This is a genomic window from Nitrosomonas communis, assembly GCF_001007935.1.
In the GTDB taxonomy this organism is placed as follows: domain Bacteria; phylum Pseudomonadota; class Gammaproteobacteria; order Burkholderiales; family Nitrosomonadaceae; genus Nitrosomonas; species Nitrosomonas communis.
Genome location: NZ_CP011451.1, coordinates 716,137 through 732,613 on the forward strand (window position 1 = coordinate 716,137; position 16,477 = coordinate 732,613).

Sequence of the window (16,477 nt, forward strand, 5' to 3'; positions counted from 1 at the left end):
CCAGGATTACAGCCCAGGCTCTCGGAGTAAAACATCCTTAAGCTGCTCCAGCTCGGCCTTATGTTGAGTGATCATTTTGCTTTGCTCAGCTTGTGTCTGGGTCAAGATGTCGATCTGCGTCCAGCCTTGATGGGTTAACCTATTTTGTTCTTCACATGCTTTACTTAGCACCGTCATTTCCTGTTTCAGCACTTCGTGTTGTGCCGTTAAGGCTAATTTTTCCTGAATCAGCGCTTCTGTACCCGCCTTCAGTGCAATATATTTCTGAGTAAGGGTATCAACCTCCATTTTGTGTTGATCTGCTAACACGCGTTGTTTGTTACGCCCTTCGTTAAGAATTGCCACCTCCTTTTTAAGCGCCCTATTCTTTGTCATCAATACTGATTTTTCTTGAATCAATTCTTTTATATCCGCTCTTAGGGCTAGATTGATCTGAGTCAGGGTGTCAATCTGCGTCTTACGTTGATCCGCTAACATTCTTAGCCCATCATGGGCTTTAATAAGTGTTGTTACTTCTTGTTTGGACGCTTCATGCTGCGCCATCAGCTCTGATTTTTCCTGACCAGACTTTGTAGCTGAGTAGACAAGTGCTAAGATTTCTTGATCAAGCGTATCCAGCTGCGTAGCCTGCTCCGTTTTTACCTCAATCAGGCAAGCACTCTTGGCGTAGACCTTTTCTAAATACTTATCGCTAATACCTGCAAGCCAGAATAGATGTTTGCCAAGCTCAGGGTAAATGCGGAGTTTTTCTATGGACGCTTCTACTATTGCCTCCTGTTTCCCGATAATCACTAAATTGGCATGGTTACCTTCACCCCGAAGTAATTCAAAAGCCGCGGGCGTTTGAGTTCGTCCTCTATGCGATTCAGTAGTACCAACTAACAGGAGCGAAAGCCATGTTTTCAATGCTGCGGCCACCTGATCCGCATCGGTGGACATGCCTAAAGAAAGTACAGAATCTTCGATACCTGATCCTTGATGAAGCCAGCTCAAAACAAAAGGTTGCTCGCGCTTCGAGCCGAAGACCTGTAACCATTCATATAATTGGTCAGCCACAGCACGTGAAATACATATTGCGCCATCAAAACAAAGGATAGTCTTGAGTCCCCATTGATGTATCGCCTCGGCATCGTCCGAAAAAATTTGCGGTAACAAAATAGGCGATAAGTCATAGACGACAAAGTAAATCTTGATCCCCCTTTGATTCAAACTTAACAAATAGTCTTTTTGCGCTGACACAACAACAGATTGCAAATCCAATCCCAGGAATATATCTCCCTCCCGGGCATTAACCGGCATATCTTCAGCCCAACTATCACTAACCCCCAGAAATTGGCTTGTAAATCGGTGAGCATAACAGTAGCCATTGGTATCTCTCGTTGCATAAACAGGTTCAACCATCCATCCTTCGAGCGGGTTAAGCAGGAATTCCATAAGAAGCGCATGGATAAAGTGCTGAATACCGCTTTTTGCATCATTCTGAATGAGTTCACTGATATCCAGCAGTAATTGCTTACGACGAGGTCGAGGGGGAGAATTGTTCGCTGATAGGGATGAATGGCACGGCCATTTATCCGAAGATAAACTTGGATCGGTATCAACATCAACTAATGCTGGCAACTCTGCTGATGTCTTATTGTAGAAGGATGCTTTATCGTAAAAACCCTCAATAGCCTCAGCATACAGTTCGGCACAGTGCCTTGGCTGATGAAAACTGCGGATCACCTCCCTGGCACGTTCCCCCAGAGTATTGCGGCAACTAGTATCATGCCACAGCGTTATTAGTGCCTCAATAAGTTGATCATCGGCAAACTTATCAGGCAACATCCACACGGTATTTACCGGCAGATCCGTCATCGAACCATGAGCATTGACGATGGTAGCCAACCCGTAATTCATACAATCTAACACTGTGCCCGAAGTTTCACCACGCGATAAATCACGTAATTGAACGCCTATGTCGGCAGCAGCCAGCCAAGTTCGATAAAGCTCCTTCTCTGCCCAGCCTGTAATCTCAATACGATCCGCTGACAGACTATTGTGCCAGGTACGCACCAATTCATTGCCATACTCTCCGCCATAATTCTCACCGACGAAAACCAGGCGGCAGTGGAAATCACTTGCCAATGGTGAGGCCAGCCAGGCTGATAGTAATTTATGATTAAGCTTATGGGGCCCTAGAAATCCGAAACTACAGATGACGAAGTCATCTTCTGCTAGCCCAAGCTTTAGCCGTGCGGCATAACGAATAGCTTTCCGGTCAATATTTAATAAAGGTACACGCAGGTGTGGAATTTTTACCCAATTATCCTCAAATCCTTCACCATACCATTCTTTCGCCAGCCGCCGAGAGTATTCCGAATGGATGATCACTCCCAAGGCTTGTTCTAAAATTTCTAAATTGCAGGGATAGGCCCAAACAACATCAGCTGGATCTTTTGCCAGGTAGCGTTCCTGAAGGGCTCGCCAACCATGCGCATGAGCGAGCGCTCTGGCCCAACTATACGGCTTGAACCCGTGGACATCCAAATGCGCAACAACTCCCGAAAGAAAAAAGTCATGCAATACTACTACACCTGGAAATTCAGGAAGCAGGTCAAACATATGAATGTGAAACAGAGAATTGCCAAAGTGATACAACACTCGATCGAAGCGAGAAGCATGCTGCCGAAACCATGCAACATCACGTATTGGACAATGGGATCGAACCCAATCATCCGACACTTCTGATTGCATAACAATAACCTCGATCTCGTAGTACTGAGCCAATTCCGGGAGCAGTTCTACGCTGTAATCACTAATACCGCTCTGTTCCGGTGGCAGAGGAGAAATATAGGCTAAACGTGGGCGCTTTTGCATTGCCTTTAAATCTGGCATCACTGAAGATTAATTATGTTCAGAATGGTGCACTTCCTCGGCACCTTCTGCCTCAGGCGTAATTTTCCCTACGGCTCCGTCAATCATAACTATCGCCGTAGGCTTACCAAACCATTGTTTTAAGTAAGTATTAAAGGTGGATTTAGCGGTACTTTTTAACATAACTACAATCCAGGCTCTCTAAGCAGCACATCTTTAATGAGCTCGATTTGTGCCTCGGCTTTAATCATTTCTTCGTTAATTAGATGCTGCCGAGTATTGTTTTCGGCAAGCTCCGACTCCAATTGAGTAATGCGTACACTCGATTGCCGTAATTTTGATTGAAGTTGCTCAAGCTCAGTTTTGTATTGAGCAACCAGCTTGGTTTGCTCAGCTTGGTCTCGGACCAAGGTATCTATTTGCGCCACACGCTGATGAGCTAATGCACTTTGTTCATCACAAACCCTGTTAAGCTTTGCTACTTCCTGCTTTAGCGCATCATACTGAGACGATAATTTCAGTCTTTCCTGAATCAGTGCTTCTTTATCCGCTTTTAGCGCAACGTTATTCCGGGTCAGCGTCTCAATTTGTTTCTTATGTTGATCTGCTAGCGCGCGTTGTTCGTTACGTGCCTTATTGAGAGCTGTCACCTCCTGTTTAAGCGTCTTTTTCTGTGTCGTCAGTGTGTATTTTTCATTAATCAAGGCTTCTTTATCAGCTTCCAAAGCGATATTAGCTTGCGTCAGAGTATTGATTTGAGCCTGCAGCTGCGTTGCCTGGTTGGCATGACTATTGCGCTCTTGTGCCAGTACTTCGAGCTGCTCTTGACGTTGGTTTACTAATGCACTTTGTTCATCGCGTGCCTTCCTAAGCGCTACTATCTCCTGTTTCAGCGCATCCTGCTGTCTCGCTAATATTGTTTTCTCCTGGATAATAGCTTCTTTGTCAGCATTCAGAATGTTATTGTCTTGCGTCAAAGTATTGATCTGTGTTTGCAACTGTGTAGCTTGGCTGGCATGACTATCTCGCTCTTGTATCAGCGCCTCGCACTGCGCTGCCAGCAATGTTTTCTCCTGGACTATTGTCTTTTTATCAGCATCCAAGGCAGAATTAGTTTGTGTCAAGGCATCGATTTGTGTCTGTCGTTGATCCGCTAACGCACTTTGCTCATAGTGGGCCATGCTAAGCAAGCTCATCTCCTGCTTCAACGCATCGTGCTGAGTCGCCAGTGCTGATTTTTCCTGAGTTATTGTCTCCTTATCAGCTTTCAAAGCAATATTAATTTGCGTCAAGGTATCGATCTGAGCTTGCAAATTCATCGCTTGGCTCGCATGATTATCACACTCTTGCATTAATGCTTCGATTTGTGCTAGATATTGATCTATTAATTCGTTTCGCTCATCACGTGCTTGGCTTAATGCTGCCATTTCCTGCTTCAACGCATTGTACTGTGCGGCCAGTGCTGATTTTTCCTGAGCTAATACTTCTGTATCGGCCTTCAACCTAATATTAGCCTGACTCAAAGTGTCAATCTGTGCTTGTTGCTCCACTACTTTGCTGGCATGATTGGCGCACTCCTGCGTTAATGCTTCAATCTGCACAACATACTGACTGATTAATTCGTTTTGTTCATCGCGTGCTTGGCTTAGCGCTACCACCTCCTGTTTCAGCGCCTCGTACTGTGCGGCCTGTACTGATTTTTCCTGGGCTAATGCTTCCGCATCAGCATTTAGCGCAATATTTTCCTGACCCAAAGTGTCGATCTGTGCTTGTCGCTCCGCTGCTTGGCTGGCATAACTGTTGCGCTCCTGTGTCAACGATTCAATCTGCACCAGGTGGAGATCGGCTAACGCTTCTTGCTCTTCATATGCCTTGCTAAGCGCTGCTACATCCTGATTCAATGCCTCCTGCTGTCTCACAAGTGCCAATACTTCATCAGATAGAATAGCATTTGCCTTACCAAGCGTTTCAGTTCGAGAATGCAATATCGTTTTCCAGCTCCGGGCGAAAAGTGCGTAACCGATCGCAGGGTGGTTGCTTTCCGTGATTTCGACACACTGGAAACCTAGCGGCTGAAGATAGGTTTCGATACTTTGCAGTGCTGCTTCTTCTTCGATCTCGGCAGCGGGATGAAGCAGTACGCGAAGTTTGAGCACACTCCACTGCTCGATGTGTGCACCGGCGCCTCTGAGGATGGGCAAAGCAGGAAGGCAATCGACCAATACCCAGATCGAGTCCGCTTGCCCAAAGGCACCACCAATATCTTCAGCCAGGATATGATCAAGACGCCGAGAAGAACGAACACTTTGATTTGTTGTACGTAGATTAGGCCAGAGAGTGCTCAAGCGCTGCGGAGAAATGAGACCATCTTCTTCGGGGTTGCTTGCCTGGTAGTAGTCAATCTCACCTTCAATTTCAGAAAGAATTGCACTCATAGCGTGCCAACCAGAATTCTCGGCAATTAATGGTCGTGCCCACTCGAGGCGATCTTCGTTCGCGTCAATGAGGAGAGCATGGGATACACCCCATTGTCTCCATTGATGCATTTCCCCATAGCCATCCCCTGCGCCGATATGGATGATCGCTTGCGGTGGCGCAAGCTTTTGCAACACACTCAATGAGCTCAGTGACTCTTTAACGATCGTTGGTCGTTGTTTAATATTGGGTGGATATATCATTTTTGGACTCTGCGTCTTTTTGTACCCGAAGCAGATTTATTAGTGCCCGTCTTTGATGCAGTTTGAGTGGATGATTTCTCGGTGGTCTTGACCACAGAAAGCGATTCCTGGGCTTGTTTGGGTTCTTCCGGAAATGAAGCACTCGTAGACGGTATCGCAGCTTTGATAGTAGCGACAGGCGTCGGTGCGGTTGGTACTGGCGTTGGTACCAGAGATACAGTAGTACGCATTGCAAAGATACGCTGTATCTCGGTGGCCATTTTATTCCATTCTGCCCACGGCCTTTGGAGCTTTCCACCCGAAATTTGCACCGTTTCAAGGATGAATGGCAAACGTTTGATCAGCGCAGCAAGAAAGATGCGGTCGTGTTCCGTCAGGCGCCACCAGATAGCCATATCCATGGCATCAGGTTGTGCAAAACGCAACTCCAGCTTGGTCCCAAAATCATCATATGATTCTACGAACCAGGCATTGAACGGAGCCTGACCACCTTCTTCTGGAAATTCCAACCTGGGATGAGCACCAAACTGATTTGGCTCAACATTCGCGCAGGCAATACGGAATTCAAATTCAGGCCAGCGTTTGCCGTGGAATGAAAAATTATCAAAATGTAACCACAAATGTTCATAGCCAAGTGTAGTATGCTCACTCTTGAGTTGAACTTGATCATAGCGCACTGTTGCCGGAAACCTCTTAAGAATCTGCATAAACTTTTCCAGTCCGCTGCGGAATGCTTCAGCCTGAATATCAGTATATTCCTTAATAAAATCAGGGGAAGCAAGCTTTTCAATTAATAATGCAATAAGGGCTTGGATTAAATCCCAGTCACTAGTAGTCAGTTCAAATGAAGTTTCGATGAACTTTTCAGTGGACATTCTTTCCCCGACAGGCATAAGAATGAGTTCATTATGCTGTCTGGCTGAAGCAGGCCAGCGAGTAAAGAGAGAAATACTTTCTGACGAACGGGTGAATATTATTCCTGCAATACCTTGTTCAAGCGGTGTTCTGAATTCAAGGTTGGGGAGCAAATGCTCTGCAACAAAGAAATTGGTTAGCCGCCATGTTATTGCACTATCTTCACTAGCGGAAGCGGGTAGAATTTCGATGGCTTCATAGTCCAGATAAGCAGGATTACGCTGTAACAAGCGTTGCCATCGAGCTTCAGCTATTTGGAGACGGCCAAGTGTTTCCTCTTGTTGCTGTCGAAAGGATTGCTCGCTTTCCAGTTGAGCTTGATGGAGTTGAAGCAACAAAAGTTCATTATTTTCTGTCTGATTTTTATCAAGTTGCTCAAGCTGAGATACAAGTGCTGAATTCTGCTGGGCTAGTGCTTCATTGTCGGTTTTCAGAACCGCATTTGCTTGAGTTAAGGAATCAATATGAGCTTGTTTTTCGGCTACATGGCTAGTGTGCTCTTGAGTGAGCGCTTCAATCTGAGACTGAAGTTGATTCGCAAGCGCATTTTGTTCATCGTGAAGTCTATTGAGCGTCACGACCTCCTGCTTCAGCGCCCAAAACTGTGCCATCACTGTTGATGTTTCCTTAATCTGCGCTTCTTTGTCATTTTTCAGAGCAGCATTCACCTGATTCAAAGATTCGATCCGTGCTTGCTGCTCTACTACTTGGTTAGCATAGCTGTCACGCTCTTGTTTTAATACTTCAATCTGTTCCTGGCGATGAGTCGCAAGCGCATTCTGTTCATCACGCGCCTTACTTAGCGCTGCTACTCCTAGTTTCAGCTCTTCCTGCTGTGCGAGCATCGTTGATTTCTCTTTCAGCAGAGTTTCTTGATCAATTTTCAGAGCAACATTCGCTTGAGCCAAAGAGTCGATCCGAGCTTGTCGCTCCGCTGCTTGGTTGACGTGCGTATCACGCTCTTGAGTCAGTGTCTCAATCTCTTTCCAGTATTGCTTAACAAGTGATCTTTGTTCTTCACACATATTGCTAAGCATCGTCACTTCCTGCTTCAGTGCTTCCTGCTGTGCTGCCATCACCGTTTTTTCCTGCAGCAACGCTTCCTGTTCAGCTCCCAGCGCAGCATTAGTCTGTGTCAAGGAGTTGATCTGTGCTTGCTGGGATTCATGTTTTACGAAAGCTGCCTCAAGTTCCTCCTGCGTCTGGCGTAACTGCTGAAGCAGGAATTCAATTTCCCGAGTAGCTTCGTTAAATACATCCTCGTTATCCTTCTGCTTTTGTGTATAGCTCGCTAAAGCTTGTTCGAAGCTGATCCTGAGATTTGCAAGCTCTTCTTCAACAGCTTGAATTTGTCTCAATTCGGCAGATCGATCGCATAGGGCACGGTAACCAGCAATAATTTGCGTGGGTCCGAGCGTACTCGTTTTGTTAGTTTGATCTCCATCACTGAGGTGAGTGAGCGTAGCTGCAAGTTCATGCTGCAAACTAGTGACTTGAGGGTAGTCCTGGCACAACTGATGAGCCAGATAAATAGCTAAGGAATCAGTTGTTATCTCGAACTGGATTGAATCAAATGAGGTAGTGAGCGGAAGCTTCCATTGTTCAGCACAGCGTTCGATTAAACTTTCCGGATAACTGACGCATTCATTAAAATCAACCAGTAGACTGCGTTGTGGATTGCGGAGATGAAAACGTAATAATTCCTGATGATATGCCTGCCAGGTATTCATCACCATTTCAACGGAAAGGGCATCTGTTTCAGACGCCATTGCGCCGGCAAGCATTTGCTGTGGCGAGATACAAACGAGGATAAAATTAAGGTGAGGCTCGAAATTAAGCCAATAGTCGAGAAGCCAGGTGCTATCGGTATTTGACCAACCCCATATTCTTGAGTTGATATTGGCAACAAAGATATCGCTCGCGAGTTGTTCCCAGAGTCTGCCAGGATTGGCGATCGATCGCGCATTGCCGAAATCTTCCATTGCCAGGGCCATGACTTGCTCATGCCAGAATCTTATGTCAACAGAATTGTCATTCTTAATCGGTTTTGGCTGTTTCATGCCGGCTTGATGCAGGATATCAGCAACGATTTGTAAATTGGATTGAACTGCCCCGGTAATACAGATGCTTTTCATTTGCTCTCTAGACGCTTTTTTCTAAATACTTATATTATTTCAATTCTAACTCAAGGCTTACTTTGCCAGCCTTCCCTTGCCGTATTGTTTGTCCTGTCTTCTGCTCGCCTTCTCGTCATTTTTAATATGGAAATAAAATTAGCTGGTACGGCCGTAATTGTCTTCAAACCTCACAATATCATCTTCTCCAAGGTATGAACCGGATTGAACCTCAATTAAATGCAAGGGTATTTTTCCCGGGTTTTCCAGCCGATGAACGTGGCCAAGCGAGATATAGGTTGATTGGTTCTCGGTGAGCAGAATTTCCTTGCCATCGACTGTGACCTTGGCGGTGCCACTGACCACAATCCAGTGTTCTGCACGATGATGATGCATCTGTAGGGAGAGTTTTTCTCCTGGTTTAACCATGATGCGCTTGACCTGAAAGCGCTCTCCTTGATCAATACCTTCGTACCAGCCCCAAGGCCGATGCACGCGAGGGTGTTCCAGGTGTTCCTTCCGGTCGTTTGTTTTACAGTGCTGCACAGCATTTTTAATGAGCTGAGCTTTGCTCTTATGCATCACCAGCACAGCATCAGCCGTTTCGATCACGACCACGTCTTCAAGGCCTATCACGGAAACCAGGCGATTTTCGGTGCGGATGTAGCTATTTTTGGTATCAGCAAGGTAGACATCTCCACTGGTAACGTTGCCGTTTTTGTCCTTAGGCGCAATCCCCCAGAGTGAATCCCAGGAACCGACATCGCTCCAGCCGAATTGTGCAGGCACGACTGCGGCTTGCTCAGTGTTTTGCATTACAGCATAATCAATGGAATCCGAAGGGCAAGCAAAAAATGCGCTCTCACAGGGGCGGATAAAACCAATATCTGCTGTTCTTTCCTGCCAGGCTTTTTGCACTGCAGCGAATATATCCGGCCGGTGCCGCCGCAATTCTTGCAGATAACGTTTAGCGGTAAACACGAACATGCCGCTATTCCAGCTATAGCCGCCTTCCTTCAGATAAGCCTCTGCGGTGTCACGATCGGGTTTTTCATAAAATGATTGAACCCGACAGGGGATAAGTGAAGTGGGTGTCGCAAGCGGGATCGCTTCTCCCGCCTTGATGTAGCCATAACCTGTCTCAGGTGCGTGCGGCACCACGCCAAAGGTGACAAGGTAATCTTGCTGGGCGGCATGTGCTGCTGTCTTCACCGCCTCTGCAAAGGCAGCCTGATCATCGATGACGTGATCAGCTGGCAGAACGAGCATCATGGCGTTTTCATCCGTCTGAGCAAGATGAAATGCGGCGAGTGCAATGGCTGGGGCAGTATTGCGTCCGACCGATTCAAGATAAATAGCCGCTGGGGTGATGTCGATTGCTTCACATTGCTCTCTGATCAAAAAGCGATGCTCTGAATTACATACTAGTATTGGGGCTTGTGTTCGGGGCAAGCTGGTTGCTCGAGCAAGCGTGGCTTGCAGCATGGTTTCTTTATCCACCAGCGACAGCAGTTGTTTGGGGTAAGCAGCACGCGAAAGTGGCCATAGCCGAGTACCACTGCCACCGGAAAGAATAACGGGGTGAATGTATGTTTGCATAATTTTATCAGTAGGTATTAGTCAGTACTAAAGATTAATCATATCTTTCGCTGAGGAGTTTTGAAAACGAAGTTTCGATAAAACGAAGTTTCGCTAACTAGTCTACTCTGCGCTCCAATCATTATATTGACCTAGCACTCGCTTCTTTCCTCTCTATGTGATATGTCGCTTCATCAAAACATGTAAAATTCATTTTCTATAGCTGCGTTCTGTCTGTCTTATGCTTATAGTACTCGTTAAGTTTTCTTCCCAACTTCTGGAGTATTGACTAATTGTCAACAGTACTCTTATGAAAACTTTATGGCTTGTTTGTGAAGGATTAAAATACTTGCCTGAGCAGGCAAGATAAATGAATAAATATACCATTTAATGTTTACAAATTTAAGTGCCAAGCATGACATTATGAATCTTATTATGACAATTTTGTTGTATATGTGCTGAATAAATTTGTTTACTCTGTCATATTTTTTTAAGTGCTCACTAATATTAATATCTCAATCAAAATTTTATAGTTATACTCACAAAAAAACCTAATTATTACTATAAGTCAAGTGAAGTCTGCTGCTGTATCTGTTCGAGCAACCCAATCAGCTAGCGATTTAGCAAAGTTGATCGGGTATAGTTACAGCTGTTCATCTAACATATTTTCCTGAACATTATATATAACGGCCAGAAATTCCAATAATTGAGCCCAATATCAGAAATCTTTCTGCAGCTTTCATTTTGTGTACCGCTAAACTGTCCTTTTCCCAATATGAGTCGTACAGTGGAAAAATTACCTGCATAAATACATAGGCCCTAGACTAACAGATCGTTTCTGTTAGTCTAGGGCCATAAATAATGTCCAACTTCTATTATTCATTAGCAAACGCTTCAACCACCTACATTAGCTCACGTCACGGATCATTCACCCATCCCCTACCACAAGTTGCTATTCATTATTGAAACCTATAGTATCCACGAAAAATGTTTCTTGACAGGATGAAGAAGTTTGTTTGGGCGCTTGTGCAATCAGTTGTTCCAAATCTTTGCCTGGCGTCAGGTCAGCAACCAGGCTGATCTGCACTTCCACTAACATTCCACGTTCACAGTTCAGTTTCACTCGCTCGCGTGCTGCTGGACCCAGGACTGCGGCGAGACGATTAAGGAAATCCTCGGTACGTACTTGCTGGCCGATTTTGCGATTCATGAAATAAGCCATGCCTGCTTCGTTAAACTGGCGTGTTAAATCCACAGACAGATCAAAGTATTCCTCCAAAGACCAAATGGTCTGGCATGTGCCATGCTTATGCCACTCGTGCCGTTCCAAACAAGAACCCACCCTTACACTGGGCATGACTTCTGCCAGTGCAGTTTGGGAATCCGAGTCTAATTTGATAGCCGGGTAATCGCAAAACCTCTCTTTCTTAGCACGAACCTCACCACAAAATTCATAATGCTCTCCACACGGCTGCTGATTGGGCCATAAGCCATGCAAAGTAAAATGGCGTGCCTGATAAGAAGAAGAGTCAGTAATCCGGCATTCTGGTTTTTGTGGTTTAATTTCGCAAAATGCAGGTTGCCATGAGAGCGCTAGGATATAACTATCCGCTCTACCAGCAGTGTTACAAGCTTTACTTCCTGCTTCTGCCTCTGTTCCTGCCCCTTCCTCTGCCTGGAACTGACCACAGTCAGCGCTGACCCAACGTTCTTTGGGATAAGCATTCGGGACGACAATCCGATACCAGCTTGGATGATCAGGTCGATTTACCTCAATTGTCTGGTAATGCTCCCCTACCTTAAGCTCGGCATGGCCCGGGTTAGTCAGTTTATTTTTAGATACATAAGCTGGGCATGATTGCTGTGCTGAAAATATTCCATTTGTTTTATCCGCCCAGCTTGGAAACACACAAGTGATGCCTACAATCAGCAGCAATAATTGGAATGCACCGTGCATTCGAATAAATCTCATGTTTCTCCTTTTTATAACAATTCAGTTGTAATTAAACTTCCAGCTGCTGAAAGTAAGTAGGTTAGCCCAGCTTGGGTGTAGACGATTAAAATCGTCTACACCCAAGTTAAATAAGTATAAGTCAGTATATTCAAATTCAAAGCCTTCGTCTAAAAACTGTATTATGAAAATCAAATTATGTCGAATAATTTTACATTTTGAATAAGTAGTATCCTTCGCTGCGCAGCCAATGCATTTATGCACGCGTCCTTACTCTTCTTTACCTCCGCGATCCGGACTAACTTAGTATCTAAAGAATCGATTTTATATGACGTATAAATAATGTGATTACTTTCTAATCAAGGCAAAATTCTGTCGAAAGATTTTACACTTCAATTTGGCTATATGCTTTTTTTATTCGCAATATATTGATTATTTAACAATTATGAAGATTGGCATGGATTATGCTAATTATTTAATATATTTTATGCTTATGTTATTTTTCATAGGGAATGAAGGTGAGAATAAATTGCATAAACTAAAATAGTTTAATTTTATGAGATTTTTATACGAGTTGAGAGGAGATGTTTATGAAAATGAATTGGAGATTAACAGGTGGTCTGCTTGTCACAGTGGCCATGTGGCTGGCATTCATGATAGCGCCACCTGCATTTGCCGATAATGCGGTTAAATTGAAAGTATTGGTGATTTCCACAGGAGATGAAACGCAAGATCTGGGATTCAACTACATCAAGCCTGTTCTGGATGAAATAGGCGTACCCTATGATGTATTAAATGCTAACACCCAGGATTTAACTGCAGATATGCTCGCCTCTTTGAATGGCGTAGCTTGCAACTCCCTGGATGCAGGTTGTGTAGGTAGCTACAATGGCATTATCCTGACCCTCTCTGATTTGACTCCCAACTTCACACCGGCAGAGTGGGACATTCTGCACAATTACGAAAAGGACTTTAAGGTCCGTGAAGCAGTCTTATCGGGTTGGCCTGCTACTTATTTTGACCCCAATGCACCATTCGGAATCTACCTGGATTATGGTCTGGTTTTTTCATCGAGTGCAGCTAGCTACAATACGCAATGGTCAATACCCGCTACCTATCAAAAAGAGGTACTTGAATCTGTAAACCTGGCAAATCCGCTGCCGATTACCGACTTTGCCTTTGCAGCCACTCCACGCAATAATGGTGCTGGGCCCCGCGACGGTACTATTCCGAGTGTTATTCCGTTGCTGCAAACTACCAATGGAGAGTCGCTGTTATCGATCGTTCAATACAAACTGCCTAATCAGACCACGCCATTACGCGAGGTGATGATCTCGACCATTACCCATGCTTCGTTCCTCATTCACTCAAAGGTACTAGCCTACGAGTTTATCAGCTGGGCGACGCAAGGAGTGTTTGTGGGAGCACGTCGTGTTTATATGGCAGCCCATTTGGATGATTTATTCTTAGCGAATACGCTATGGGATCCCAGCCTTAAGGCGGATAATCCGTTGCAAACCTATCGCTTGAACAGCGGCGATATCAGCAATCTCGTGGGCAAGCAAACTGCTTTTCGGGCTGCACATCCCACGGCGGGCAGCGCTTTCCAACTCGATTTTCCATTCAATGGATCCGGGGCTGTGGTTGATCCGGAAGCAACGACACTGGTTGCAAATCTGACGGAAGATTTGGTAGCGGCAGTAATTGCCAACAAAGATGCGTTCCGTTACATCAATCACACTTTTACGCATGCAGACATGGATAAAGCGCCAACTCCGGCAAATGCCCCGTGTGATTATGAAACTTTTACTACCGTGGCACCTATCCAGGCAGAAATTACCAAGAACCGCACGGTATGGGGGCTTCTAGGACTGCCTGATCAAGCGAACAATGACCGGGTCCTGCTAACGGGTAATCACGCTGGCCTGAAAGATCGCAAATGCACCGATGATCCTTTGCTGCACACAGATATGGCCAATGTTCAGGATGACGATGTAGCGTTTGATCAGGGTGGTGCCAATCCGCTATTCCTACGAGCCGCTGCCATTACCAATGTGAGATATCTGGCTTCCGACTCATCACAGCGAGCGCAAAACATTGAGCAATTTATCACTCAGTACGATGATGGCAGTGCGTCTTCTAATCGCATTATGCTGCCGCGCTGGCCAACCAATGTGTTTGTTAATGTCATTAATCCGGATCAACTAGTTGATGAGTACAACTATATGTTTCACGATCGATTTGTCAATGCCGGCCAGGATCCCTGCACAACACCCGGAGCGATCTGCACTCCCCGCAATTATGCAGAAATTCTCGCAGCTGAAGCCGACAACGCGGTACGCCATATGTTGACCTTTAATAAATGGCCTCATTTTTTCCATCAATCGAATGCAACCAATTATGCAAACGGCAATACGCTGATATTTGATTGGCTAAACGCTGTCTTTGCAGCCTACGAGCGATTGTTTAAATTACCGGTCTTGAATTTGCCGTATTGGCATATTGGCGATAAGACAAGACAGAGACTCGACGCGAAGACTACGGCTATTCAATCGAAGTGGGATCGGACCACCAATCAAGTCACCTTATCAGCAGACAAAGGTGTAACTCTAGAGGTCACGGGGATTATGGGTGGAGGAACCTATGGCGGCCAGCATGTCCGCGTAGTTAGCTTAACCACGACACCAACAGTGTTCACGGTCAACCGGGGCCTGACGCAATAAGCAACTGCTACTTCGGTAATTTTATAGAAAAAAATTTACAATCAAGAGGATAATCAAATGAAACACTACATTCACTCGTTGAGAACTGTCTTTACTATGCTGATTGTCGCCATAGCTATGACGATAGGCACAGTGATACCAATATCAACATATGCTGCCCAAGGGCAAAAACCTGATAACCCGGGCAAATCTGATACCGCACCGGGACATAATAAGGATGAGGGCGAGGAGCAAATAAATAAAATACGGAAAGAGGAGGAGCATAAGTTAAAAAAAGGAAAGGGAATAAGAGAAGGGCGGGAACAGGGAGAGGAGAATTCAAATTACCCTCAGCAGGCGAAGTCAATGGCAGAGCGGCTTAGAGAATCGGCAGCCATTGTCGCTCAACAAGGTGGCAACGCCCAACCGCTTCTTGATGCGGCTGCTTATTACGACAAGGAGGCTGCTGAATAATCGCTATTTTGTTCGATGAGCAATAAATAGTTGCCTCTGAATAATTACATAAGCTCTAGACTAGCAGACATGATCTGTTAGTCTAGAGCTTTTCTTATTGAAAATTAGAATTACCCGTTCCGCGCGAAAAAGAAACCTTCCTTATTATTAAGCGCACTCAATCTCTTCCACCGTGATTTGTTGCGACCCTTATGTCGAACTCACGTTATTCCATTTCTAAATCAAAACTGACATTGTCGGCTTCACCTTGCCGTATTATTTATACTGTCTTCGGCTCGCCTTCGCGTCATTTTTGATTTGGAAATGGAATTAATTATGCTCTCTCATACACCCATCTAATCAGCGTATCCAACGCTGTACGTGCGTTAGCTGCTTGCGCATGATTAATAAAGAAAACGACCACATTACGGCGAGTTTTATGATCCAGTAAATAACCTGCAATCGTCGCTACTTCGTTGAGCGTGCCGGTTTTCATATGCGCCCTTCCTGCGACCAGTGTTTCTTTGAAACGGCTTTTCATGGTTCCATCCACCCCCGCTATCGGTAAAGATGAGATGAATTCCGGCATCACCGGGCTGTGGAATGCAGCTATTAGCAGTTCGCCCATTTGACTGGCACTGATCCGCTCTGTGCGCGATAGCCCCCAGCCATCCAAGCGCTCATTACCTAGCGCGAAATTGCCATTCGTCGCCCGCCGGATGTCATCCACCAGACTCGACTCCAATTCATCGCGGAACAGTTCGCGGTAAGCCATCTGTCTGCCAGCGTTATCTAATCCCAGCGCCACGTAAAGCGAGTGCGGTTTCACCAGTGCATTGGCCTCCCCCTGCGCGTTTACCCCATAACTAGACCAACGGTATTCAGCCGGGTGCGCCACCATACCTGCTCGCACCGGATTCAATTCGATATAGCGCTGACACGCTAATAAATAGTCTTCTTCCTGAATGAGACAGGAACGAAACCGTCCCTCCCACAAGGTTCCGCTGCGCTGATAAGTGCGATTCACATACTGCACATAACGCTGACCGAGCGCTTTCATCAGCTCCCCGGCAGACTCGGTTCGATCAGCGGAGAGCAGCAAATGGACATGGTTGGTCATAAGCACCTAAGTATGCATATTGCAGCCAGTCTTGCTAGCGTATTCGGTTAACCAATCTAGATAAAGGCGATAGTCCTCTTCGGCGAAAAAGCAGGCTTGGCGATTGTTAC

The 16,477-nt window shown here is 45.5% G+C and carries 9 protein-coding genes; 2 read left to right on the forward strand and 7 right to left on the reverse strand.

Annotated elements, in window-relative coordinates:
- Positions 1-6: 6 nt before the first annotated feature.
- From AAW31_RS03190 to AAW31_RS03210, 6 genes are all read right to left on the reverse strand, one after another.
- Positions 7-2,859, reverse strand: coding sequence for a glycosyltransferase family 4 protein (locus AAW31_RS03190; RefSeq protein ID WP_158441363.1), 2,853 nt, complete (start codon positions 2,857-2,859; stop codon positions 7-9).
- 27 nt (positions 2,860-2,886) lie between these two features.
- Positions 2,887-3,039, reverse strand: coding sequence for a hypothetical protein (locus AAW31_RS21115; protein WP_158441365.1), 153 nt, complete (start codon positions 3,037-3,039; stop codon positions 2,887-2,889).
- 2 nt (positions 3,040-3,041) lie between these two features.
- Positions 3,042-5,534, reverse strand: coding sequence for a coiled-coil domain-containing protein (locus tag AAW31_RS03195; protein WP_046849133.1), 2,493 nt, complete (start codon positions 5,532-5,534; stop codon positions 3,042-3,044).
- Positions 5,531-8,584 (reverse strand): coiled-coil domain-containing protein, encoded by a 3,054-nt coding sequence (locus AAW31_RS03200; protein ID WP_046849134.1) that lies wholly within the window; start codon positions 8,582-8,584, stop codon positions 5,531-5,533. Before AAW31_RS03200 ends, AAW31_RS03195 begins: the two co-directional genes overlap by 4 nt.
- Before the next feature lie 138 nt (positions 8,585-8,722).
- Entirely contained in the window at positions 8,723-10,162 is a 1,440-nt protein-coding gene (locus AAW31_RS03205) for a mannose-1-phosphate guanylyltransferase/mannose-6-phosphate isomerase (protein WP_046849135.1), read from the reverse strand.
- A gap of 931 nt (positions 10,163-11,093) precedes the next feature.
- The gene (locus tag AAW31_RS03210; RefSeq protein ID WP_046849136.1) at positions 11,094-12,113 is read right to left on the reverse strand and encodes a ribonuclease T2 family protein; all 1,020 of its coding nucleotides are present in this window, start codon (positions 12,111-12,113) and stop codon (positions 11,094-11,096) included.
- Between the two features lie 569 nt (positions 12,114-12,682).
- Here AAW31_RS03210 and AAW31_RS03215 point away from each other — a divergent pair.
- Both AAW31_RS03215 and AAW31_RS03220 read left to right on the forward strand, forming a co-directional pair.
- Complete coding sequence (locus AAW31_RS03215; RefSeq protein ID WP_046849137.1) at positions 12,683-14,815, forward strand: Agd3-related carbohydrate deacetylase; 2,133 nt, start codon at positions 12,683-12,685, stop codon at positions 14,813-14,815.
- 57 nt (positions 14,816-14,872) lie between these two features.
- A complete protein-coding gene (locus AAW31_RS03220; protein WP_046849138.1) occupies positions 14,873-15,268 on the forward strand; it encodes a hypothetical protein in 396 nt (131 codons plus the stop codon).
- A 313-nt stretch (positions 15,269-15,581) separates the two neighbouring features.
- Here the strand turns inward: AAW31_RS03220 and AAW31_RS21695 are convergent, their stop codons facing one another.
- Positions 15,582-16,367, reverse strand: a complete 786-nt coding sequence (locus AAW31_RS21695) for a D-alanyl-D-alanine carboxypeptidase (RefSeq protein ID WP_200899697.1) — start codon at positions 16,365-16,367, stop codon at positions 15,582-15,584.
- Between the last annotated feature and the right edge of the window lie 110 nt (positions 16,368-16,477).